A 23,856-nucleotide genomic window follows, 5' to 3' on the forward strand; every position below is an offset into this window, starting at 1 on the left:
ACTCTTCATTGTATTTCCTTGAATGTCTGTCCGACACCCGGAATACCGAGTCCCTGCATCAAAATGGTTCATTTCTTAATTCTACGCTGTCGTTACAATATGTATATGAACTTCTTTGTTTCAAAAAACCGAATCAATCCTTCTAAAATCAAACTCCTTTCGGCTTTAACCACTTTACGTCTTCTGTAAAGCGGCTGCAAATTTACAACTGTTTTTTAAACTGGCAAGCTTTTTTTTGAAAAAAATCAAAACATTTTCCTGACCTCAAAAAACAATATTTTACATGAACTTTTCCTCAAAACAGCTTACTGTTTTTCGGGCTGCAAATGTAAAACCCTTTTTTCGATTACACAATGCTTTTTATGTTTTTTTTCAAGTCATGCTGACCTGTTAAAACCGCTGCTTCAATATGCTTCTGAACTTACCAAAAAAAAACAAACCCTTTGTTGTTTTTCGGGCTGCAAATGTAACACCATTTGATAAATAAACAAGAGGTTTTTTCTCTTCTTGGTAGAATTTCTTCCAACTAATTGAAAGCAAAGCAGATAAAAATACAAAAAAAATCAAAAACACAAAACCGTACTTCGTTTAATCTTCCTGCACTTCAAAAAAGACTCGAATCCATCCCTCCCTTGGCAGAAAATTGGTGCTTATATATAAGGTAAGTATTGTAGCATCTATACAAGGTATTATCTTTGTCCTTTAGATTATAAAAAATAGAAGTTCAAATAGCATGATAAAGATCACACTGCCCGATGGTGCTGTAAAAGAAGTTGAAAAGGGAACCACTCCTTTTTCCGTTGCCCATAGTATTAGTGAAGGGCTAGCAAGAAACGTTATTTCCGCAAAATTTAATGACACTACGGTTGAAACCACAACACCATTAACCACCGATGGCACTTTAACTCTTTATACATGGAACGATGATGAGGGGAAAAAAGCATTTTGGCACTCAACCTCCCACGTTGTGGCCCAGGCTTTGGAGGAACTTTATCCTGGCATAAAGCTTACCATAGGTCCGGCCATTGAGAACGGATTCTATTACGATGTTGATTTTGGCGAACGAAGCATCTCGGAAAAGGATTTTCCGACAATAGAGAAAAAAGCTTTGGAGATTGCCCGAGGGAAGCATGACTACCATATGAGAAGTGTTTCCAAAGCCGATGCGCTTTCTTACTACAAAGAACAGGGGAACGAATATAAGGTTGAACTTATAGAAAACCTTGAGGACGGCACCATTACCTTTTGTGACCACAGTACCTTTACCGACCTGTGCCGTGGTGGTCACATTCCCAATACAGGAATCATCAAGGCCATTAAATTATTGAGCGTTGCCGGTGCATATTGGAGGGGTGATGAAAAAAATACGCAATTGACACGGGTTTATGGCATCTCTTTTCCAAAACAAAAGGAGCTTACAGAATACCTCCAACTTTTAGAAGAAGCAAAAAAGAGAGATCACAGAAAACTTGGAAAGGAACTGGAACTTTTTACCTTTTCGCAAAAGGTTGGTCAGGGCCTTCCTTTATGGCTACCCAATGGTGCTGCGTTAAGAGAGCGTTTGGAACAATTCCTGAAAAAAGCCCAAAAGAAAGCAGGTTACGAAATGGTGGTCACACCACATATTGGCCAAAAGGAACTTTATGTTACCTCCGGGCATTATGCCAAATATGGTGAAGACAGCTTCCAGCCCATCCGCACCCCTAAGGAGGATGAAGAGTTCCTGTTAAAGCCAATGAACTGTCCGCATCATTGTGAAATATACAACAGCCATCCTTTCAGTTATAAAGATTTGCCAAAACGATATGCCGAGTTCGGTACCGTATATAGATATGAGCAGAGCGGTGAATTGCACGGGCTTACCAGGGTTAGAGGCTTCACTCAAGATGACGCCCACATTTTCTGTACTACGGAACAATTGAACGATGAGTTCAAAAATGTGATTGACCTTACTTTATATGTATTGAACTCATTAGGTTTTGACAACTTTACGGCCCAGGTATCTGTAAGGGACCTTGAGAATCCCGACAAATATATTGGTAATACGGACGACTGGGAAAAAGCGGAGCAGGCCATTATCAATGCTGCAGAAGAAAAAGGGTTGAATTATGTGATAGAAAGTGGAGAAGCTGCTTTTTATGGCCCCAAGCTAGATTTTATGATCAAGGATGCCCTCGGCAGAAATTGGCAATTGGGAACTATTCAGGTTGACTACAATCTACCCAAGCGTTTCGACCTTACCTATAAAGGAAGCGATAACGAAATGCATAGGCCCGTTATGATTCACCGCGCGCCCTTCGGTAGCATGGAACGGTTTGTAGCATTGCTATTGGAACATACCGGTGGTAACTTCCCGTTATGGTTGATTCCGACCCAAGCTATCGTATTGCCCGTCAGTGAGAAACATGAAAAATATGCGGAAAAAGTTTTGAATTCACTAGAAAATCACGAAATTCGCGCGCTCATTGATAAGAGGAACGAGACGGTAGGGAAGAAAATCCGGGAGGCAGAACTCAAAAAAATCCCCTTTATGATCATAGTCGGGGAGCAGGAAGAAGAGTCTGCAACCATATCTGTAAGGCGTCATGGCGGTGAAGATTTAGGGAGTTTAAACGTAGATGCTTTTTCAGACTTGGTAACTACTGAAATAAATAGTACCTTAAAGTCGTTCTAAAAAATTAAGTTTAATTAAAAAGTTTACGTCATAGCAATTAGAAGAAGATTTAGACCCCAACCTAGGAGGGAAAACAAAAACCCTCACAACATCAATGAAAAAATAAAGGCCCGAGAAGTACGTCTTGTCGGGGACAATGTTGAAATGGGTGTTTACCCCATTTCCAAAGCAAGGGAAATAGCCACGGAACAGGAATTGGATTTGGTAGAGATTTCGCCAAACGCCGAACCTCCTGTTTGCAAGGTAATGGATTATAAAAAGTTCCTTTACGAACAGAAAAAACGTGATAAGGCCATGAAGGCCAAAGCTAGTAAAGTTGTAGTAAAGGAAATCAGGTTTGGACCACAAACGGATGACCATGATTATGAATTTAAAAAGCGACATGCTGAAAAATTCTTGAAAGACGGTGCCAAACTAAAAGCCTATGTATTCTTTAAAGGACGTTCCATCGTTTATAAAGATCAGGGTGAAATATTACTTCTAAAATTGGCCCAAGAATTGGAAGACCTTGGTAAGGTTGAACAAATGCCAAAATTGGAAGGAAAGCGAATGACCATGTTCATCGCACCCAAGACAAGTAAAAAATAAAAACCGGACTTAGTTCGGTATAATAAGCGGAGTTAAATACTAGGAAAATGCCTAAGATGAAAACAAAATCCAGTGCCAAAAAGCGTTTTAAGCTTACAGGAACTGGTAAAATCAAGAGAAAGCACGCTTTTAAAAGTCACATTTTGACTAAGAAATCCAAAAAGCGCAAGCTGAAGTTGACCCACTCCACCTTGGTTCACCAAGCGGACGAGGACAACATCAAAGAACAGTTACGTTTAAAATAATTGTTCGACCGGTACATTATTTATTAACCATGGAGTCAGGCAAAAAAAAGCACTCATTATAGGGACGCCTGCTACAAAAAAATGACATTATGCCAAGATCAGTAAATTCAGTTGCTTCAAGAGCTAGAAGAAAAAAAGTGATGAAGCAAGCAAAAGGTTACTTTGGAAGACGTAAAAACGTTTGGACAGTAGCCAAAAATGCGGTAGAGAAAGCGATGCTTTATGCTTACCGCGACAGAAGAAACAAAAAGCGTACTTTCCGTTCACTTTGGATTACCCGTATCAATGCCGGGGCTAGAATGCACGGAATGTCTTACTCTCAATTCATGGGGAAAGTAAAAGCTAATGGAATAGAACTTAATAGAAAGGTTCTTGCAGATTTGGCGATGAACCACCCTGAAGCCTTTAAGGCCATCGTTGAGAAAGTAAAGTAAAAAAGTTAATATAAACTTACCCCGCTTATTTAGATCCCGCCTTGTGCGGGATCTTTTATTTTAAATAGGTTCTCGACTGCGCTCGAACTGACAACAATTTATTTATTGTCCAAAAGCTGTAATAACCAGCTTTCTTCCCGAAGCATGATTTCTATGCTCACATAAATATATCCCCTGCCAAATTCCCATGTTCAATCTACCTTGCGTGATAGGAATCTGAACCGAGGCACCCATCAAGGAGGCTTTGATATGGGCCGGCATATCATCAGGCCCCTCATAGTTGTGAACGTAATACGGAGCGTTTTCCGGTACCATTTTATTAATATGACTTTCAAAATCCGTTCTAACCGTTGGATCGGCGTTTTCATTTATTGTCAAGCTGGCCGAGGTATGCTTAATAAATACCTGTAAACAACCAGTTTTTATTTTTCTCAGCTCTGGAACAGCATCAATAATTGAATCTGTAATCAAATGGAACCCTCTGGAGTACGACCGCAATTGTATTTCTTTCTGATAAAAATTCATGTAAAAACATTCTTTGGTCCCAAATTAATATAAAGTTTACCAAATCAAAGAGTCAGTTCCATGAATAACAAATAACTTTGCAGCTTAATCAATTTGCATGGATTTATCACAGATTAAAATGGTGGTCACCGATATGGATGGGACTCTTTTAAATTCCAAACATGAGGTGAGCTCTCGTTTCTTTGAAATCTACGAAGAACTCAAAAAAAAGAACATTGCCTTTGTTGCTGCCAGTGGAAGACAGTACCACAGTATGGTGGACAAATTGGACTCCATAAAGAATGAAATTTTGGTCATTGCGGAAAATGGAGCTTTAATTAGAAAGCAAGAAAAGACCCTGCTCACAACTACAATTAACCAATCCGAAGTGCACCGCATTCTTGATACAGTTCGGCCATTGGAAAATGTCCACCCCGTTCTATGTTCCCAAAACACCGCGTATGTCGGCGGAGATTCCAATGAATTTTTGGATATGCTACGTGAATACTATTCTGAATTTCAAATCGTGGAAGACCAAAAACAAGTGGTTGATGACGTGCTGAAAATAGCCATATACCATTTTGAAAATTCCGAGGAACACATCTATCCACATGTAAAACATCTGGAGGGAGACCTGAAAGTCAAAGTATCCGGCACCAATTGGGTGGATATTTCCGATTTGAATGCCCACAAAGGCTACGCACTGAAAAAAGTAATGGACGAATTTCAGATAGCTTCCAACGAAATCATGGTCTTTGGCGACTATAACAACGATTTGGAAATGCTTGAACTCTCCGATTTTAGTTTCGCTATGGCCAACGCCCACCCAAATGTGCTGAAAATGGCAAAGTTCAGAACGGATAGCAATGATAATTTTGGCGTGGAGCGTATTTTGGAAAAATTGCTTTAATAAGACAATATTCCAAACCTCTATACTTAAGTGATTTGCTTCTGTAAAATTTGTACCTTAAAGGACAAACCTTAAAAGCAACACTATGGCATCTTTAAAAAAAGACGACATTAAACAAGAAGTCTTTGACCTTTACGACAAATATGCCCACAACCAGATAGACCGCAGGGAATTTATGGAAAAGCTTTCCGTTTATGCCGTCGGCGGAATCACCATCGCTTCCTTGATGAGCTTTATTATGCCGAATTACAAGGATACGCTTACCGTATCACCGAACGACCCTGAGCTGGATTCCAAATTCATTACCTACAACTCACCAAAAGGGGGTGGTGAAATCAAAGGGTTGCTCTCCAAACCAAAGAATGCAGGAGGTAAAATGGGCGGAGTCGTCGTGGTGCACGAAAATCGTGGCCTTAATCCTTACATCGAAGATGTTGGACGCAGAGCTGCGAAAGCGGGTTTTATTTCCTTGGCTCCCGATGCCCTTACCCCCCTTGGAGGTTACCCTGGCAATGATGACGAAGGCAGAACGCTTCAACGACAACGAGATAGGGACGAAATGCTTCAGGATTTTATTGCAGCCTATGAATATCTTAAAAACCACGAGGGTTGCAACGGTAAAATTGGTGTAGTAGGATTTTGTTTTGGTGGATGGATTTCCAATATGATGGCCGTAAAAGTCCCAGATTTGGCCGCAGCCGTTCCCTTTTACGGAAGTCAGCCCGCAGATGATGAAGTGGCAGAGATCAATGCCCCACTATTGATTCATTATGCAGGATTGGATGAACGGGTGAATGCCGGTTGGGAAGCCTATGAAGCAAAACTGAAAGAACTCGATAAAGATTACGAGGTACATTTTTATCCGGATGTGAACCATGGGTTCCACAACAATACCACTCCCCGTTTTGATGAAGCATCAGCTGATTTGGCGTGGAAAAGGACGGTTGATTTCTTCAAGGAACACCTGAGTTAGGTCTTCTGCTTCTTTTTGCGGGCAGCAGGGAACAGCACATTGTTCAAAATCAAACGGTAGCCTGGCGAGGTTGGATGAAGTTCCAACTCGGTTTTGGGGTCCCCTACCCTATGCTGGTAATCCTCAGGGTCGTGACCTCCGTAAAAGGTAAAAAAGCCTTTGCCCTTGATGCCATGGATGTATCTTGCCTCCCCATTGATTTTATTCTCACCAAGCACCATTACCGTTGGCTTTACCTCTTTTCGGGTATAAGCCGTGGTCTGTCCCATAAATCCTTTTACCAAGCTGGTATGGTTCTGGGTCAACATAGTAGGAACGGGGTCCCACTTGGCCGAGAATTCCATCAATGAGAAATAATCCGACTCCTTGGGCACATTCGCCCTTTTATTGGTCATATCGATGGATGAAAACTCATACCGAATAGGATTTCGCTCCAACGTAAAATTGGTAAACGCAAACGTGTTGCTAAAATCGAGCTTAGATTGATAATTCGCATCCGAAGGGTCCCCATCGAACATAGGCTCGCAAATATCAACGCCTTCAGCAGCTAAGGCAATATCAAAACTATCAGTGGCCGAGCACATGGCGAACATAAAACCGCCCCCAATCACATAATTTCGAATTTTAAGAGCCACAGCCAATTTTTCATCGGACACTTTAGAATATCCGAGGCTTTGAGCCAATGCTTCAGCATTTGCCTTGTCCTCAATATACCATGGAGCAGCTCTGTAGTGCCCATAGAATCGTCCATACTGACCTGTAAAATCTTCATGGTGCAAGTGCAGCCAATCATACAGGGCCAATTTATCGCCCAAAACTTCTGTATCGTAAATTGTGGTATAAGGAATTTCCGCATAGGTGAGCACCATGGTCACTGCATCGTCCCATGGTTGGTTTCCCTTTGGGGAATACACCGCAATCTTTGGTGCTTTTTCAAGGATCACTGCATCTTGGTTTTGAGATGGACTACTTATATCATCCAGAATCTGTGCAGCCTGTCCATCTGAAAGTACTTCAAAAGAAACGTCTCTAATCTGACATTCTTTTCGGATGGCCTCTCCATCTGGCAATAAAAAAGAGCCGCCACGATAGTTGAGCAACCATTGAACCTTTTGCTGCTTGGATAGCACCCAATAGGTGATTCCGTATGCTTTTAAATGATTTTTTTGTCCTTCGTCATCCATAGGGATTAGGATAACGGAGGCAAAAGATTGTAATGAAAATAAGAGGATTATAAAAAGAATACCTCTCGACTGCGCTCGAGGTGACAGGAATTTGTTGTTTTTAAAAGGGTACGTCATTATCATCTAGGTCATCATCACTGTTCATTGCGCTACCAAATGCATCGTCCGCACTGGGAAGATTTGGTGTCGCAAAGGGATTATCTTCGTCCGCATTCATCTTCGATTGGAATTCGAATGGGGAATCAAAGTCATCCAAGTTATCAAATTTACCTAGAGCACCCACAAATTTTAACCTAATATTTTCTAAACCACCGTTACGGTGCTTCGCTACAATAAACTCTGCCTGACCTTGGGTAGGGGTGCGCTCCTCATCGTCCCACTCGTCAATTTTATAATATTCGGGGCGGTAGATGAACGATACAATATCCGCATCCTGTTCAATCGCTCCCGATTCCCTCAAATCCGAAAGTATGGGGCGCTTGCTTCCTCCACGTGTTTCCACTGCCCTGGACAACTGCGAAAGTGCAATCACTGGAACATCGAGTTCCTTGGCCAATGCCTTTAGGTTACGCGAAATGGTAGAAATTTCTTGTTCACGGTTTCCTCCTTTTTGACTTCCTCCAGCGGTCATCAATTGTAAGTAATCAATAATAATCAATCTGATATTATGTTGTGAAGCCAATCGCCTAGCTTTCGCACGAAGGTCGAAAATTGACAGTGATGGTGTATCATCAATGAACAACGGTGCTTTTTCCAAGGTTTTCACCTTTACGTTCAATTGTTCCCATTCGTGCTTTTCCAGTTTACCGGTCCTCAATTTTTCCGATGACAAACCTGTTTCAGAAGAAATCAAACGGGTAATCAACTGTACGGATGACATCTCCAAGGAGAAGAACGCCACTGGGATTTCTGAGTTCACGGCAATATTACGAGCCATGGACAGCGTTAAAGCTGTTTTACCCATACCCGGACGTGCCGCCACAATGATCAAATCACTGGGCTGCCAACCGGAGGTAAGTTTGTCCAATTTATCAAACCCTGACGGAATACCGCTCAGACCTTCCTTGTTCGAAATTTCCTCGATTCTCTTTTTGGCCTGAATCACCAAATTCTGTGCTGTTTCCGCAGAGCGCTTTAAGTTACCTTGAGTTACTTCGTACAATTTTGCCTCTGCATTGTCCAAGAGGTCAAAAACATCGGTGGAGTCGCTGTAGGCTTCTTCAATAATATCGTTGGAAATCTTTATCAAACTTCTCTGGATATATTTTTGAAGTATGATTCTTGCGTGAAACTCGATATGGGCCGAAGAAGCAACTTTTTGGGTAAGTTTAATGAGGTAAAAATCACCTCCCGACACTTCCAGCTTACCATCCTTCTTCAATTGGGAAGAAACCGTTAATAAATCCACCGGTTCGGAAGATTCGAACAGTTTGAAGATGGCCTCGTAGATGTATTTATGGGAATCTTTATAGAAAACGTCAGGATGAAGAATATCGATGACCTCATCGACACCTTTTTTGTCAATCATCATAGCACCCAACACAACTTCCTCTAAATCAACTGCTTGAGGAGGTATTTTTCCTTTCTCAAGACTGATAAGGGCAGATTTGTCCACTCTGTGTCCAACTATGGGGCTAGGTTTTTCCATGAATGCGAAAGTAGCTAATTAACCTTTAGTTAACTTTAATTTTGACAATAACGATTTCCACAGGTACTCAACAATTTAAATGTTGATAACTTAAAATACCTGTTAATAACATAAAAAAAATCGGGGACATAACCTAACTAAAATGGTCACCCCCCAAAAAACAAGGATTATTCACTGAAAACACCCATATTGGAATATTTTTCCATTCGGGATTTCACCAATTCCTTTGGTGATAACTTATTGAGTTCTTCGAAATGGGAAGAAATTTTATTTGCAACGGTTTCGAATGTTTTCTGTCTATTGGAATGAGCACCCCCAAGAGGTTCCTTAACGATTTCATCGACCAGACCCTGCTTTTTCATATCGGTAGCGGTCAACTTCAAAGCTTCTGCGGCTTGTTCCTTGTATTCCCAACTTCTCCAAAGAATGGATGAACAAGATTCTGGAGAGATTACGGAGTACCATGTATTTTCCAGCATCAACACTTTGTCACCTACACCGATGCCCAATGCGCCACCGGATGCTCCTTCACCAATGATAATTACAATGATAGGCACCTTTAAGCGGGTCATCTCCAAAATGTTACGGGCAATAGCCTCTCCTTGACCACGTTCCTCGGCTTCGATACCTGGGTAAGCACCGGGGGTATCTACAAAGCACACTACCGGAATCTTAAATTTTTCGGCGGACTTCATCAAACGAAGTGCTTTACGGTATCCTTCCGGATTTGCCATACCAAAATTTCGGTACTGGCGGGTCTTGGTATTGTATCCCTTTTGCTGACCGATGAACATATAGCTCTGGTCACCAATCTTTCCAAGTCCGCCCACCATGGCCTTGTCATCCTTTACATTTCTGTCACCATGAAGCTCCAAGAAAGTATCTCCACAAATGGCATTGATGTAATCCATCGTGTAAGGCCTACTGGGGTGCCTTGATAATTGCACCCTTTGCCAAGCGGTAAGGTTTTGATATATATCTTTTCGGGTCTGAGCCAGTTTTTTCTCTATTTGAGAACAGGTTTCGGTAACGTCTACATCACTTTCTTCCCCAATCACCATACATTTTTGAAGTTGCTCTTCAAGTTCTTTGATGGGGAGTTCAAATTCTAGATATTCCATGGGAAGTCTTTTATTTTCACGAAAAACAATGGGGACAAATATATAACATTATGACATACTCACATGAAATATACAAGTCTTTTAACTTCAACAATATACGCCATAATGACTGAATTATCGTTTGGCCTTCATCAACATATAAACGGCAAAAACGCCAAAAAGAAGGTTGGGAATCACCACGGCCAAAAGTGGTGAAAAACCGGATTGCTCTGCCAATGTTCCAAAAACTTTGTCGAAGAAGATGTACACAAAAGCCACTCCGATACCGAAGGCCAAATTGAGTCCCATCCCCCCCCTACGCTTTACGGAGGATACTGCCACGGCGATTACGGTAAGAATAAACGCCGCAATGGGCAGTGCCCACCTTTTATATTTTACGAGCACGTATGCATTGATGTTCGATGCGCCTTTTCTGCGCTGATCTTCGATAAAATCGTTCAGCTCAAAAAGGTTTTTGGTCTCGGCCACATACGACACCGGTGTTAGATCATCTATCTTAAAGGAGAAAACGGTATCCAACCTGCGTTTTGCGTTGATGTATTCGGTTTCGTTCCTTACCTCTCGCTTCTCGTAATTGGTCAAGCGGTATATACTGTCATCTGCTATCCAACGAATATTGCTGGCAGAAATCTTGTAGTCCAATTTACCGATGGAATCAAAATGCTCGTAGGTAAAATTGTATCCTATCTGACGATTGGGATCAAAACTGCTTACGTACAAATAATCGCTCTCGTTCAATTGGTTGAAGATATTCTCCGTTACCCTGGTCTGTTTTCCTTTTTTAAAATATTTGTACTCAAACTCATTAAAACCAATACTGGCATGGGGCACGATGAACATCCCCATCATAAATATTAGTATGGCCACCAATGTTGCACCGACAAAGTAGGGACGCAAAAACCGTCCGAAAGACACACCGGAACTCAAAATCGCCACGATCTCCGTATTACTGGCCAATTTTGAGGTGAAAAAGATAATCGATAGGAAAAGGAAAATCGGTAATAATAGGTTTCCAATCACCAAAGTAAAATTACCATAGAACACGATTACTTCTGCCAATGGGGCCTCATTATCAATGATCTTACCTATTTTTTCTGCCAAGTTCGCCATAATCCCGATAGGCACAAATAGCAAAAGCATCCCCATAAAGGTAATCAGGTAACGTTTTAAAATGTATCTATCGAGTATGGTAAGCATTACAATCTTTTATCCATTTGATTGACCATTTTGGTCTTCCACTCCAAAAAGTCTCCGGCTAAAATACGTTCTCTTGCGGTACGCACCAACCATAAATAAAAACCAAGGTTGTGAATGGTGGCAATTTGCTTGCCCAAATATTCATTGGCCGCGAACAAATGTCGCAGATAGGCCTTGGAATATTCGGTATCCACAAATGTGATGCCCATTTCGTCAATGGGAGAGAAATCGTTCTCCCATTTTTTATTTTTGATATTGATGGTACCGTGTGCGGTGAACAACATCCCATTTCTGGCATTCCTGGTGGGCATCACGCAATCGAACATGTCCACGCCCAAGGCTATATTTTCCAAAATATTTATCGGGGTACCAACACCCATGAGGTATCTTGGTTTATCCTCTGGTAAAATATCACATACAATCTCCGCCATTTCATACATTTCTTCAGCGGGCTCCCCTACCGATAGGCCGCCAATGGCATTCCCCTCTGCTCCTACCGATGCAATATACTCCGCGGATTGTTTTCTTAAATCTTTATAGGTAGAACCTTGTACTATTGGAAAAAAACTTTGTGAATACCCATATTTGAACGGAAGCTTTTCCAAATGGTTGATGCATCTATCCAACCACCTATGCGTCATGTGCATGGAACGTTTGGCGTACTGATAATCACAAGGATATGGAGTACACTCATCAAAAGCCATGATGATGTCCGCACCAATGGTACGCTGTATCTCCATTACATTTTCCGGGGTAAACACATGACGAGAACCATCAATATGGGATTTAAACTTGACCCCTTCTTCTTTAATCTTTCTGTTATCGGATAAAGAATATACCTGATATCCTCCACTATCCGTCAAAATGGGACGGTCCCAATTCATAAATTCATGAAGTCCACCAGCTTCTTCAAGTATTCCGGTGCCCGGTCTTAAGAAAAGATGATAGGTGTTCCCTAAAATAATATCAGGATTTATTTCATCCTTTAATTCCCGCTGGTGAACGCCCTTAACGGAGGCCACGGTACCTACGGGCATAAAAATAGGGGTCTGAATATTACCATGGTCGGTAGTCAGTTCCCCTGCCCTAGCCTTAGTTTTGCTGTCCTTTTGTAATAAGGTAAAATCCAATTGTTCGTTTTAGAACCGCAAATATAACTAACTCTATTTCGTTCATCCTTAACAAAAAAATAAAGTTTCTGAAGGTAAGATGTTTATTAAATGTAAAATCAACACTTGTTTTCTACAAATAATGAGATTACATTTGATATCTAAATTATTGACACGATGCCGAACACGCAAGAATTACAGGACCTGGTAGTACAGGTTAGAAGGGACATTTTACGAATGGTCCATAAGGTAAATTCGGGTCACCCAGGAGGTTCCTTGGGCTGTACCGAGTTTTTTGTAGCACTCTACAACGAGGTAATGGAATTAAAAGATGGATTTGATATGGATGGAATTGGGGAAGACATATTTTTCCTGTCCAATGGCCATATTTCCCCCGTTTTTTATAGCGTTTTAGCCCGAAGAGGTTACTTTCCCATTGAGGAACTCAACACCTTTAGGCTAATCGATTCCAGATTACAGGGACACCCCACTACCCACGAAGGCCTACCTGGTGTTCGCGTAGCATCGGGATCTTTGGGCCAGGGAATGTCGGTTGCCATTGGTGCCGCCTTGGCAAAAAAATTGAACGGGGACGACCATTTGGTGTTCAGCCTTCATGGGGATGGCGAGTTGCAAGAAGGTCAAAACTGGGAAGCAATTATGTATGCCGCAGGTAATAAAGTGGACAACTTGATTTCAACTGTTGATAGAAACGGACAACAAATCGATGGTGCTACCGAAGATGTATTGCCCATTGGCGATGTCGCCGAAAAATTCAGGGTTTTTGGATGGGATGTGTTGGAAATTGAAAACGGAAACGACCTAGAGCAAGTTGTTGCAGGGCTTAAAGAAGCCAAGAGCAGGACTGGAAAAGGGAAACCCGTTTGTATTGTCATGACAACTGAAATGGGGAATGGTGTTGATTTTATGATGCACACCCACGCTTGGCACGGTAAGGCACCAAGCGATGAGCAATTGGCAAATGCGTTGGAGCAGAACCCAGAGACTTTAGGCGATTACTAATTATAGAAAAAGATACAATGACTAAATATACAGATCAAGGAAAACAGGACACCCGAAGCGGATATGGTGCCGGAATGACGGAACTGGGGAGAACCAACCCAAATGTAGTGGCCCTTTGTGCCGATTTGGTAGGTTCCCTTAAGATTGAAACCTTTATCGAGGAAAACCCAGAACGTTTCTTTCAGGTGGGAATTGCAGAGGCTAACATGATGGGTATGGCCGCCGGTTTGACCATTGGCGGGAAAATTCCTTTTGCCTCTACTTTTGCCAACTTTGCAACTGGCCGTGTGTACGATCAAATCCGCCAGTCCATTGCGTATTCCGATAAAAATGTAAAAATATGTGCCTCCCACTCCGGATTGACCTTGGGGGAAGATGGTGCGACCCACCAGATTTTGGAAGATATCGGTTTGATGAAAATGTTGCCCGGGATGACGGTGATCAATCCTTGTGATTTCAACCAAACCAAGGCGGCCACCATTGCCATCGCAGAGCATCATGGTCCCGTATATCTCCGTTTTGGAAGACCAAAAGTGGCCAATTTCACTCCTGTTGACCAAAAATTTGAAATCGGGAAGGCGCTAATGCTCAACGAAGGTACCGATGTAACAATCATTGCAACCGGACATTTGGTATGGCAAGCACTCCTTGCTGCTGAAAGTTTGGAAAACCAGGGAATCTCAGCGGAAGTGATCAACATCCACACCATAAAGCCTTTGGATGATAAAGCCATTTTGGATTCCGTGAAGAAAACAGGTTGTGTGGTAACTGCAGAAGAGCATAATTATTTAGGTGGACTTGGAGAAAGTGTAGCCCGTGTATTGGCCAGCAATCATCCTGCTCCTCAAGAGTTTGTGGCCACACAGGATACCTTCGGGGAAAGTGGTACGCCAGAGCAGTTGATGGAGAAGTATGGCTTGAACAATAAAGCCATCGAAGCTGCCGTTTTAAAGGTGTTGAAACGTAAATAGTTTCAGGTATCTCCCTATGGAGATATTTCATCTTTTAAAACAACACTTATGAAAAAAACTTTTTTAGTAGTGGCATTTGCCCTTATTGGCTCTGCTGCAATGGCCCAGAGTGGCTCTGGATTTGGTATTAAGGCCGGTCTTTCGTACAACAAGAACGGAGATTTGGTCAACACCGTAACAGATGCCGTTGATGATCCTGAAGGTAAAGCCGGGTATCATTTTGGTTTTTGGGGCAAACTGGATTTCCCTAAGATCTATTTAAGACCAGAGTTGGTATATTCCAAGACAAAGAGTTCTTATGATATTAATGGAAACTCACAAGACTACGATGTGTCCAAATTGGACATGCCCGTGCTTTTGGGGTATAAATTGATTGGACCCCTGCATATTTTTGCAGGTCCTGCATTCCAATATACCCTTAAGAACGATTTGGAAGGTTTGACAGTAGAAGATGTAGAAAACGATTTTACAGTTGGTCTAAATGCCGGTATCGGTGTCAATCTTGGTAGGCTTGGACTGGATGTGCGTTATGAAAGAGGTTTTTCTAAAAATGAAGCCGAATTTATCGACGCCAATGTTGCCAATGTCGAAGGAAGGATAGATTCAAGACCTTCCCAAGTTATTTTTGCAGCATCGCTGAAATTATAATATCCGATTAAGTACAATAAAAAAACCCGCTGCGATGCAGCGGGTTTTTGTTTTTTATAATCTCTCCTAGTTGTCCGGGTCCAAATAATCTGGAACCCCGTCCCCGTCCGCATCTGGATAAGGAATGATGATATTCCCATTTTCGTCCGAAATCTCATCTCGTGTAGGTATACCATCACCATCGTCGTCTGCATCACGAAAATTGGCCAAACGACCATTGAAAGGCTCTACATCAAAGTCTGTATTATCGTCCCCCAAGTATCCATTACCATTCAAATCTTCCTGGATTGAGGGAATACCATCATTATCACTATCGGTATCCTCAACAAAAGCACCTAACTCCACTTTAAAGATTAAAGGGGAATACCTTGGTATCACAGAAGCATCTCTTGGATTATGAAAATATCCGAGACCTGAAGGCATAATGATCAGTCCAATACCGCTGTTGGCAATACTATAAGTACCATCTGGATTATCTATGATTTGGTCGGGTGTTCCCGCTTTCATTTTTGCAACACCATTGGAGTAACCTTGAACGTTAAAGGAAAGTTCTTGCCAAGCAAATTCGGCTCTTTGATCAAAAGGAGTCCCATTCAACAAGGAGCCTTCATACTTCAACAAAGTAGAATCCGCATAGGTTGGGCTTTCTCCGCCGCCTTCCCGTGCTTCAATATAATATAGTTTATGAGCGATATCTTCTTCTCCCGCACTTAGGCCAAAAAAACTTGATGATACATTTACCGTAACCGATTCGGCATCTTCCATTAAAGGTCGTTTGTCGGCATTCTCGCCTGCTATGGTATCAATAACTATTCTATAATCAAAGCCCTCAGGTGGTGTTTCAAATTCTTCGTAGTTGTAAAAGTGGGTGTTCAAAAACTCCCTTATGGTTTCGTCATCCTCCGGTGCCACATCGCTCAATAAACTTGGGGGTATGGCTTCTGGGCCTCCGTCATCATCATTTTTACAAGATAGCAGCGTTACCGCAAAACAAATAAATACTAAAACTCCGTACTTCATCAAGTCTGTTATTTAGGCGCGCAAGATACAATTTTCCATTATTTTTGTTCCGTCCGTTAACAAAGATTTGCGAAGACCATGCGAATAGACAAGTACCTTTGGTGCACTAGATACTTTAAAACACGTAGCATTGCCTCCAATGCGGTCAAAAAAGGCCATGTTAGGGTAAATGGCAGTGCCGTAAAGCCTTCACGGGATGTTTTCCCTATGGATAAAATCGTGGTACGGAAAAATCAAATCGACTATCAACTTACGGTTTTGGACGTTCCCGAGAGCCGTGTAGGAGCCAAATTGGTGGATATTTACCGAAAGGACACCACGCCAAAAGATGCCTTTGAACACAGCGAACTGCTTCAACATGCAAAAAAGCATTACCGAAAAAAAGGACTTGGTCGACCTACCAAAAAAGACCGTCGGGATTTGGACGACTTTTTGGACGAATCGGAATAAACCGTTTTCATATCTTTGAATCAACCATTGCACAACTATGAGGAACCTTATTCTTAACCACGACCAGATACAGCACATTACCAAAAGAATCGCTTATCAGATTTATGAGACCAATGTGGACGAGGATGAAATTGTGGTCGCCGGAATTAAAGGTGGCGGAGAAAGTTTTGCAAAAAAAATAGTCACCGTACTCAAGAACATAACCGATGCCAATATTGTGTTGTGCAAAATGGATATGGACAAGAAAAATCCGTTGAAAAGTGGGGTCAGTACCTCCCTTGCTGAAGATGGTTATAAAAACAAATCAATCGTTTTGGTGGACGATGTACTGAACTCGGGCACAACTTTAATATATGGAACACATCATTTCCTTAAAACGCCCATAAAACAGCTTAAAACGGCTGTATTGGTCAACAGGAACCACAAAAAATATCCGATTAAGGCCGATTTCAAGGGTATTTCGTTATCCACCTCCTTGAACGAGCATATAAAAGTGGATTTTGAGCCCAAAAACAACGCTGTCTACCTAGAGTAACTCCTTGATTTTATCCACTACGGTTTCTACATCCTTGCCGTTGCAGTCCAAAATGTGTTTTGATTGTAAATAATAGGGCCTGCGCTCAAATAGGTGTTTGCCTATAAATTCGGGAAGTTCCGAATCGGGAATATTTTTCACCAGCGGCCGGTTCACTTTTTCTTTTGAAATCCTGTTCACCAAATTGGGAATGCTCAGGTCAAGATAAATGGATGCATCTGCCTGTTCCAAAATAGTGGCCATATTGGTTCCATAGCACGGTGTGCCGCCCCCGGTTGAAATTATGATAGATTCTTCCTTTTCCAGAACCTCTTTTAGCATTTGATGCTCCAACTTCCTGAAAAAAATCTCTCCTTTTTCAGAAAAAATATTTTTTATGGATTTTTTTTGATTGGCTTCAATATAGTCGTCCAAATCGATGAATTCCATCTGTAAATGACTGGCCAACAATCGTCCAACGGTCGACTTTCCACTCGCCATATATCCCACTAACACAATTTTCATATTGATGAATTTTATCAGATTTCAAAAAAACACAAATTTATCTATAATTCACCTTGGAAAATAGATTATTGATGTTATATTTGCACCCGCTTAGCCAAACAGCTAGGCACAACTTGAAGACCTGATAGCTCAGTTGGTAGAGCATCTCCCTTTTAAGGAGAGGGTCCTGGGTTCGAGCCCCAGTCAGGTCACTTTTGAGCTTTCAAAAATATTCAAAAAGTCTGTAAGTCATTGATTTACAGGCTTTTTTGTTTTTATTGATTTCATTTTATATCAAATTGTACCATATATCGCGGTGAACGATTCGGTGAACGGTTTTAGAATCCGCAAAAATGGCACCTGATCAATGTTAAAAACGATCCGAACATTTTTTTTCAAATGCTTTGGAACAAAATTGAATCAGTAAATCGATGACAAATGGAAACAAAAACATTCTCTTTAATCCACTATCTAAGAAAGGCTCAATTGGACAAAACCGGAAAAGCTGGTATCTATCTCAGGATTACCGTAAACGGTCAAAGGACAGAGCTCAGTATCAAACGAAAAACAACTCCCGAAAAATGGTGTTCCGTAAAAGGAAGGATAAAGGGTTCGGGCAAGGAGGCCAAAGAAATGAACCACTATATGGACCAGCTGGAATCCAAAGCTTATGAAATCCATTCAAAGTTGATGGTCAAAAAAAAGCCCTTCAATGCGGAGACCATCAAAAACAAACTACTGGGCAAAGGAACTGACCATAAAACACTCCTTGCCATTTATGAAGAACACAATGCCCAGATCAAAGAGTTGATCGGATCTGACTATTCCTATGGAGCGTACCGCAGGCATGTACGCACAATGAACCATCTTGCCGGCTTTATCCAAAAGGAATATAAAGTATCCGACCTATATGTAATGGAGGTTGATTTAAACTTTGTCAATGGATTTCACCACTACCTAAAGACGCAAAAAATCGGCAATCAGAATACGGTTACCAAATACGTGGTCAACTTCAAAAAAATCATGAGGATGGCCTTTGCCAATAATTGGGTGAAAAAAGATCCTTTCTATTCTTGGAAGGCCGAATGGAAAAAGGTGGAAAGAGATGTCCTGACCGAAGCAGAACTCAGGTCCCTGATCGAATTGCAGCTCGAGTCAAAAAGCTTGGAACAAGTAAGGGATATTTTTGTTTTTTGTTGCTTTACCGGATTGGCTTATGTGGACGTCAAAAAGCTTTCAAACAACCATATAGTGAATGGTATAGAAGGTAAACGATGGATCAAGATCAAAAGAGCTAAAACCGATTCATTGAGCAGCGTGCCATTGCTGCCCATTGCTGAAAAAATACTGTTCAAGTACAATGACCATCGGCAAAGCTTACTTACAAGGGCTCTATTACCGGTAATCAGCAACCAAAAGACCAACGCCTACTTAAAGGAAATTGCTTCCGCCTGTGGGATTAAAAAGAAACTTACCTTTCATTTGGCACGTCACACCTTCGCTACTACAGTAACCTTATCCAATGGTATTTCAATTGAATCGGTAAGCAAAATGCTAGGGCACCAATCTCTGAAGACCACTCAGATTTACGCCAAGGTAATAGACAAGAAATTGTATGATGATATGAGCATCCTGAAGGATAAGTATTAGTAAACCATCATGTGGAGACACAGGATATATAACCGCCCCCAACGGATAAAATTGAACACCCTCGAAACGAATATAAAAATCTAATTTTCAATTCACTACAACCAAATGTCGGGTGGCTCAAATTTTCCGTTTTTAGTGGTCTCATCCATTGTGCACCCACTACTCGTAACATCCAAGGGTAATGATGGTTTTATGCATTCAGCAATCATGGAAAAAAGTAGGGGGCCATGGGAGTATTATAAATCCAATTCTTTTAAAACTATCCCCAATCAAGTACCGATCAGTTGATCATGTAGAACAGCTTTTTTTGACACCAGCGGCTCTATCTTTGACTTCTGATAAAGTTGGTACAGGCCTCAAAATCATCGAATATTTGATTTTCCGGAATCAATGATGGAATCAAATCGACCCGCTCCATCATATATTTGGGTTGCTCGAGGACATGTACAAAGAGTACCGTGATAGCTTTATTTTTAAGTTCTATCAATATGTCCTCAAGGGTATATAGCCCCGATTGGTCCAAATACTGCATCCGGTCCATTCGTATGACCACCATGGAGGCGGTTTTCGGTATTTGCTTGGCCAATTGTTGAAACTCGCTTGTAGACCCAAAAAACAAAGGTCCGTTCAAGTGTTTGATAAAAACCTCCTTTTTGAGATCCTCTGGAAAGTTGGCTTCATCCGCCCAACCCTTTTCTTCCAGTAAGGTCTTGACATCCGATTGCCTGGCCGTTAAGTCCCCCATTTTTTTCATGAACATCAGGGAGGCGATCACCAATCCGATACCCACGGCGTAGACCAAATTCCAAACGGAGGCCAAGACCATGACCACCAACATGACCACCACCTCGGAACTGATCTTCAAAGGTCCGAATTTGACATCTCTGGGCAGATACGGTATGGCCCTGAGCCCCTTGTAGTCGATTACCCCAATCCCCACGGTAACCAGGATGCCGGCAAGAACTGCGGCCGGTATTTTGGAAGCGATGGGCCCTAAGGCCAACAATACGACAAGCAACAGGATTCCCGCAATCATACCCGATAATCTGGTCTTACCACCGGCATTGATATTGACTACAGTACGGATGGTCGCCCCCGCTCCGGGGATACCCCCAAAAATGGCCGCTATACTGTTACCGATGCCCTGCCCCATCAATTCCTTGTTGGGCTTATGCTGTGTTTTGGTCATATTGTCCGCGACCACAGAGGTCAATAGCGAATCTATGGCTCCCAAAAGCGCCAGGGTCAAGGCTGTAAAAATATAGGGTGTTATCGAATTTAATTTGAATTCACTGAAGATGTCCAAATGGGGAAAGGGAAAACCGCTGGGTATTTGTGGGATGGGCCTGTAATCCAAGCCTATCCCATAGGCCGCCCCTGAAACGACCAACAATGCGACCAATGCACTGGGAATGGCGCTAGTGATTCTTTTAAAGCCATAGATGATCACAATGGTAGCCAGGGCCAGGGCAAATTCCAACCAATCGATCCGTTGCAGGGCCATTGGCAAAACCTTGATTGTACCGATGACCCCGGAAGCATCTTTATTGGCCAAGGTCCGGGCCTCTTTCAGGATATTTTCCTCAGATGCCTCCCCCGCCCTGTCCAGGGTTTCTTGAAAATCCTCAAGCACCAGTATTCCCCCATTCGATTCTTCAGTAAGGATATCCCTGAGGATAACCTCTTTCGCCCGAGGTCTGAATCGGTCCACAAATGCTTCATCTTCCGTTGGGTAATAGCCCATGGAAGGCAACAGCTGGGTAACAAGGATGATTACACCAATGGCCGTCATAAAGCCTGAAACCACAGGATACGGAATATAGCGAACGTATTTTCCAAGTCCTGCAAGGCCCAATAGGATTTGTAACAACCCTGCCAATAGAAATACCGATAAAATGGCTGGCAATGCCTTCTCCAGATTACCATCGTTCATGGCCACGATACCGGCAACCACGACCATGCCAACAGTGGTCATAGGTGCCGTTGGACCGGATATCTGGGTATTGGTGCCACCGAACAAGGCAGCGAAAAAACTGATGAAAATGGCACCGTACAAACCGGAACTGGGACCCAAACCCGAGCTGACACCAAAGGCCAGGGCCAAGGGCAGGGCGACAATGCCTGCCGTGATACCACCAAAAAGGTCTCCTTTAAAATTGGAAAAAAAGTGCTTCATAAAAATGTTGATTGTTTACTTATGTCCCATGCTCGGTTACTTTAGAACAGCGTATTCTCAGCGATCTTCACATATGCTCTAACCACCGATCGATCCTTGTATTGAGGTTTTCAGTTGAAACGTTCCAAGATTTTGGAGAACAGCAACAACTTGATCTGTGAATAGCTTTTTATATGGCCCATATAACCATCTCGGTTTTTCTCATGGGTGTTGAGATAATAGGCATCACATTCCATGGTATCGCATTCGATGGCATTCAACATGGTACGTTCATAGCGGTACAATGTTCCCAACCGAAGTTGATTATCCCTTTGGATCGCCAAAAGCCGTTGGTTCATGGACGGATCCCCCAACAACCTTTTTTCCAATTGGATCAAGTACTGCAGTTCTTCATTGATTCCTTCCATGGTCTCTGTCCAATTGGTGATTTCCAATTTGTCCTTTTTACTGATGATCCGGCTTATGGATTCATGAAAATAGGGGCGGTTGACGGATTTCATAGTACCATGTTCAGGTTGATGGACTCATTTTCCTGTTCGATGTGCTCAATGGTCAGTTTCTGGTTGCCCGATGGAAATTCCCAAACTATGCAATCTCCTTTGGCGTACCCCATTACCGCGGACCCCATGGGAGTTAATATAGATATGCAATCGTTCTTGACATCACTTTTCTTGGGAAGTACCAATTTGAATTTTTTATGCCACCCATTTTCGGAAACAATCGTGACATTGGAATTGAACCGTATCACATCCTTGGGCATATCCTTCTCATCCAATATCTTCGCGGTCTCCAATTCCCCGGCCAACTTCCTTACCGATTTTCTCCATGTACTGTCCTGATGGTATCCCGAAAGGTTCATCAACCTTTTGAGTAGGACATATTCCTTTTTTTCAATCAACAGACTATCGTATTTCATTGTATTAATTTTATGCATTATGGGTTTCGCTGGATCAGTTCCGGCAAAACCCTTCGTTTTTTTTATTATGGGAATATGCCCCGCTGTACATAGGTTTCCTCAAGTCGCTCTATGGCAATGACAAAGGCAGCCGTTCTCATGTCCAGGTTCTTTGTCTTTGTTTTGTACATGACCTTGTTGAACGATTCCCGCATCTTTCTTTCCAGTTTCTCCAATACCTCGTCCAACTGCCATATTTCCCCATTGCGATTCTGCAACCATTCAAAATAGCTGCCTATTACACCACCGGAATTGCACAGGATATCCGGTATGATGTCAATGCCCCGCTTCAAAAGTATCTCCTCCGCCTTTACATCGGTCGGTCCATTGGCCCCTTCGGCAATCAAGCGGGCCTTGATGTCATGGGCATTATCCACTGTGACCTGGTTGCCCAATGCCGCAGGTATACAAATGTCACAGTCCAAACCAAAAAATTCGGCATTGTCGATGACATTTGCCCCTGCAAAACCCGATATACTGCCCTTATTGGCCTTCGCATAGTCCAAAAGTTTTTCCGGGGAAATACTCTCATGGTTGTGGATACTACCATAGGCATCCTGTACGGCAATTAGAATGGCTCCTTCTTTTTTTAGAAAATGGGACGCCCAATAGCCCACATTACCAAACCCCTGTACAATGAATGTTTTGTTCTTTAGGTCGATCGTATTGTGTTCCGCCCAAAATTTGATGGTCAGGAAAACCCCATAGCCCGTAGCCCGGTCCCTTCCTTCAGAACCACCGGTACCAATGGGTTTTCCCGTGACCACATGCAGGTTCTTCGAGCGCTCATTGGGGGATTTGGTGGACATATAGGTATCCAAGATCCAGGCCATGGTTTGCGGGTTGGTGTTGACATCAGGCGCAGGAATATCCAGTTCCGGTCCAATATTGTCCCCAAGGGCATAGGTAAACCTTCTGGTGATCCGTTGCAGTTCGTCTTGGGAATATTTGGTGGGATCCAACTGTATCCCTCCTTTGGCCCCACCATAGGGCAATCCGGCCAAAGAGGTCTTCCACGTCATCCACATGGCCAGGGCCCTGGCAGCGTCAATGTCCACCGTGGGGTGGTAACGCAATCCTCCTTTGTAGGGCCCAAGTGCATTGTTGTGCTGAACACGGTAGCCCGTAAATATCTCTACCTCCCCATTGTCCATGCGTACGGGAAAATGCACAACGAATTCATTATTGGTGACCTCCAGTATCTTTCTGATGTTGGTATTCAGCTCGATAATATCCGCTGCATTGTTGAACTGTCGCATAACGTTGTCCAACATGCCTTGTTTTGGCTGCTTTTTTTTTGATGTTAAAGTTGTTGTCATAAATAACTGTTTTTTGGGTGTCTCGTACCCTCTGATTGT

24 protein-coding genes and 1 tRNA gene are annotated in these 23,856 nt (G+C 42.4%); 13 read left to right on the plus strand and 12 right to left on the minus strand.

Going from position 1 to position 23,856, the window contains the following annotated elements:
- Window positions 1-733: 733 nt before the first annotated feature.
- The 4 genes from thrS (at window position 734) to rplT (ending at window position 3,941) form a co-directional block, all read left to right on the plus strand.
- Window positions 734-2,674, plus strand: coding sequence for a threonine--tRNA ligase (gene thrS / locus J0656_RS11375; protein ID WP_207033852.1), 1,941 nt, complete (start codon window positions 734-736; stop codon window positions 2,672-2,674).
- Between the two features lie 36 nt (window positions 2,675-2,710).
- Entirely contained in the window at window positions 2,711-3,262 is a 552-nt protein-coding gene (infC, locus tag J0656_RS11380) for a translation initiation factor IF-3 (RefSeq protein WP_262904458.1), read from the plus strand.
- 47 nt (window positions 3,263-3,309) lie between these two features.
- On the plus strand, window positions 3,310-3,507 hold the full coding sequence (gene rpmI, locus J0656_RS11385; RefSeq protein WP_108245191.1) for a 50S ribosomal protein L35: 198 nt from the start codon (window positions 3,310-3,312) through the stop codon (window positions 3,505-3,507).
- An 89-nt stretch (window positions 3,508-3,596) separates the two neighbouring features.
- A complete protein-coding gene (gene rplT, locus J0656_RS11390) occupies window positions 3,597-3,941 on the plus strand; it encodes a 50S ribosomal protein L20 (protein WP_207033854.1) in 345 nt (114 codons plus the stop codon).
- 102 nt (window positions 3,942-4,043) lie between these two features.
- Here the strand turns inward: rplT and J0656_RS11395 are convergent, their stop codons facing one another.
- Complete coding sequence (locus J0656_RS11395) at window positions 4,044-4,466, minus strand: secondary thiamine-phosphate synthase enzyme YjbQ (protein WP_207033856.1); 423 nt, start codon at window positions 4,464-4,466, stop codon at window positions 4,044-4,046.
- A gap of 97 nt (window positions 4,467-4,563) precedes the next feature.
- Here J0656_RS11395 and J0656_RS11400 point away from each other — a divergent pair, with 97 nt between their 5' ends.
- Window positions 4,564-5,355 (plus strand): HAD family hydrolase, encoded by a 792-nt coding sequence (locus J0656_RS11400; RefSeq protein WP_207033858.1) that lies wholly within the window; start codon window positions 4,564-4,566, stop codon window positions 5,353-5,355.
- A gap of 85 nt (window positions 5,356-5,440) precedes the next feature.
- Window positions 5,441-6,328, plus strand: coding sequence for a dienelactone hydrolase family protein (locus J0656_RS11405; protein WP_207033859.1), 888 nt, complete (start codon window positions 5,441-5,443; stop codon window positions 6,326-6,328).
- Here J0656_RS11405 and J0656_RS11410 read toward each other — a convergent pair.
- The 5 genes from J0656_RS11410 to tgt all read right to left on the minus strand — a co-directional run bounded on the left by J0656_RS11410 (window position 6,325) and on the right by tgt (window position 12,608).
- Window positions 6,325-7,629, minus strand: coding sequence for an asparagine synthetase B (locus J0656_RS11410; RefSeq protein ID WP_237688921.1), 1,305 nt, complete (start codon window positions 7,627-7,629; stop codon window positions 6,325-6,327). The genes J0656_RS11405 and J0656_RS11410 overlap by 4 nt on opposite strands.
- On the minus strand, window positions 7,613-9,160 hold the full coding sequence (dnaB, locus tag J0656_RS11415) for a replicative DNA helicase (RefSeq protein WP_207033861.1): 1,548 nt from the start codon (window positions 9,158-9,160) through the stop codon (window positions 7,613-7,615). The genes J0656_RS11410 and dnaB overlap by 17 nt, the downstream gene beginning before the upstream one ends.
- A gap of 167 nt (window positions 9,161-9,327) precedes the next feature.
- On the minus strand, window positions 9,328-10,281 hold the full coding sequence (locus J0656_RS11420; protein ID WP_207033863.1) for an acetyl-CoA carboxylase carboxyltransferase subunit alpha: 954 nt from the start codon (window positions 10,279-10,281) through the stop codon (window positions 9,328-9,330).
- 114 nt (window positions 10,282-10,395) lie between these two features.
- Window positions 10,396-11,478, minus strand: a complete 1,083-nt coding sequence (locus J0656_RS11425; RefSeq protein WP_207033865.1) for an LptF/LptG family permease — start codon at window positions 11,476-11,478, stop codon at window positions 10,396-10,398.
- Window positions 11,478-12,608 carry a tRNA guanosine(34) transglycosylase Tgt gene (gene tgt, locus J0656_RS11430; RefSeq protein WP_207033867.1) on the minus strand — a complete coding sequence of 377 codons (1,131 nt, stop codon included), beginning with the start codon at window positions 12,606-12,608 and terminating at the stop codon, window positions 11,478-11,480. The genes J0656_RS11425 and tgt overlap by 1 nt, the downstream gene beginning before the upstream one ends.
- Window positions 12,609-12,764: 156 nt before the next feature.
- Between tgt and J0656_RS11435 the strand changes: the two genes are divergently transcribed.
- Genes J0656_RS11435 through J0656_RS11445 form a run of 3 tightly spaced genes read left to right on the plus strand, consistent with a single transcriptional unit; the run spans window position 12,765 to window position 15,229 of the window.
- Window positions 12,765-13,610, plus strand: a complete 846-nt coding sequence (locus tag J0656_RS11435) for a transketolase (protein ID WP_207033869.1) — start codon at window positions 12,765-12,767, stop codon at window positions 13,608-13,610.
- A gap of 17 nt (window positions 13,611-13,627) precedes the next feature.
- Window positions 13,628-14,581, plus strand: a complete 954-nt coding sequence (locus tag J0656_RS11440; protein WP_207033871.1) for a transketolase family protein — start codon at window positions 13,628-13,630, stop codon at window positions 14,579-14,581.
- Window positions 14,582-14,629: 48 nt separating this feature from the next.
- Window positions 14,630-15,229 (plus strand): outer membrane beta-barrel protein, encoded by a 600-nt coding sequence (locus tag J0656_RS11445; protein WP_166247356.1) that lies wholly within the window; start codon window positions 14,630-14,632, stop codon window positions 15,227-15,229.
- Between the two features lie 66 nt (window positions 15,230-15,295).
- Here the strand turns inward: J0656_RS11445 and J0656_RS11450 are convergent, their stop codons facing one another.
- Window positions 15,296-16,249 (minus strand): FKBP-type peptidyl-prolyl cis-trans isomerase, encoded by a 954-nt coding sequence (locus tag J0656_RS11450; protein ID WP_207033873.1) that lies wholly within the window; start codon window positions 16,247-16,249, stop codon window positions 15,296-15,298.
- A gap of 78 nt (window positions 16,250-16,327) precedes the next feature.
- Between J0656_RS11450 and J0656_RS11455 the strand changes: the two genes are divergently transcribed.
- Window positions 16,328-16,699: an Hsp15 family ribosome-associated heat shock protein gene (locus J0656_RS11455; RefSeq protein ID WP_207033875.1), complete on the plus strand. Its 372-nt coding sequence runs from the start codon at window positions 16,328-16,330 to the stop codon at window positions 16,697-16,699.
- A gap of 37 nt (window positions 16,700-16,736) precedes the next feature.
- Window positions 16,737-17,234, plus strand: coding sequence for a phosphoribosyltransferase family protein (locus tag J0656_RS11460; protein WP_207033877.1), 498 nt, complete (start codon window positions 16,737-16,739; stop codon window positions 17,232-17,234).
- Here the strand turns inward: J0656_RS11460 and J0656_RS11465 are convergent.
- Window positions 17,226-17,738, minus strand: coding sequence for a shikimate kinase (locus J0656_RS11465; protein WP_207033879.1), 513 nt, complete (start codon window positions 17,736-17,738; stop codon window positions 17,226-17,228). The two genes, J0656_RS11460 and J0656_RS11465, sit on opposite strands and share 9 nt — an antisense overlap.
- Window positions 17,739-17,856: 118 nt before the next feature.
- On the opposite strand from J0656_RS11465, the gene J0656_RS11470 reads away from it, so the two are divergent.
- A tRNA-Lys gene (locus tag J0656_RS11470) sits at window positions 17,857-17,929 on the plus strand.
- A gap of 226 nt (window positions 17,930-18,155) precedes the next feature.
- Window positions 18,156-19,367, plus strand: a complete 1,212-nt coding sequence (locus J0656_RS11475; protein ID WP_207033881.1) for a site-specific integrase — start codon at window positions 18,156-18,158, stop codon at window positions 19,365-19,367.
- A gap of 322 nt (window positions 19,368-19,689) precedes the next feature.
- Here the strand turns inward: J0656_RS11475 and J0656_RS11480 are convergent, their stop codons facing one another.
- The 4 genes from J0656_RS11480 to J0656_RS11495 all read right to left on the minus strand — a co-directional run bounded on the left by J0656_RS11480 (window position 19,690) and on the right by J0656_RS11495 (window position 23,817).
- A complete protein-coding gene (locus tag J0656_RS11480) occupies window positions 19,690-21,543 on the minus strand; it encodes a SulP family inorganic anion transporter (RefSeq protein WP_207033883.1) in 1,854 nt (617 codons plus the stop codon).
- Window positions 21,544-21,653: 110 nt separating this feature from the next.
- On the minus strand, window positions 21,654-22,043 hold the full coding sequence (locus J0656_RS11485; protein ID WP_207033885.1) for a hypothetical protein: 390 nt from the start codon (window positions 22,041-22,043) through the stop codon (window positions 21,654-21,656).
- On the minus strand, window positions 22,040-22,459 hold the full coding sequence (locus J0656_RS11490; protein WP_207033887.1) for a GreA/GreB family elongation factor: 420 nt from the start codon (window positions 22,457-22,459) through the stop codon (window positions 22,040-22,042). Before J0656_RS11490 ends, J0656_RS11485 begins: the two co-directional genes overlap by 4 nt.
- Before the next feature lie 65 nt (window positions 22,460-22,524).
- On the minus strand, window positions 22,525-23,817 hold the full coding sequence (locus tag J0656_RS11495) for a Glu/Leu/Phe/Val family dehydrogenase (RefSeq protein ID WP_207033889.1): 1,293 nt from the start codon (window positions 23,815-23,817) through the stop codon (window positions 22,525-22,527).
- Window positions 23,818-23,856 lie beyond the last annotated feature (39 nt).

Source organism: Flagellimonas aurea, assembly GCF_017313785.1.
Taxonomy (GTDB): domain Bacteria; phylum Bacteroidota; class Bacteroidia; order Flavobacteriales; family Flavobacteriaceae; genus Flagellimonas; species Flagellimonas aurea.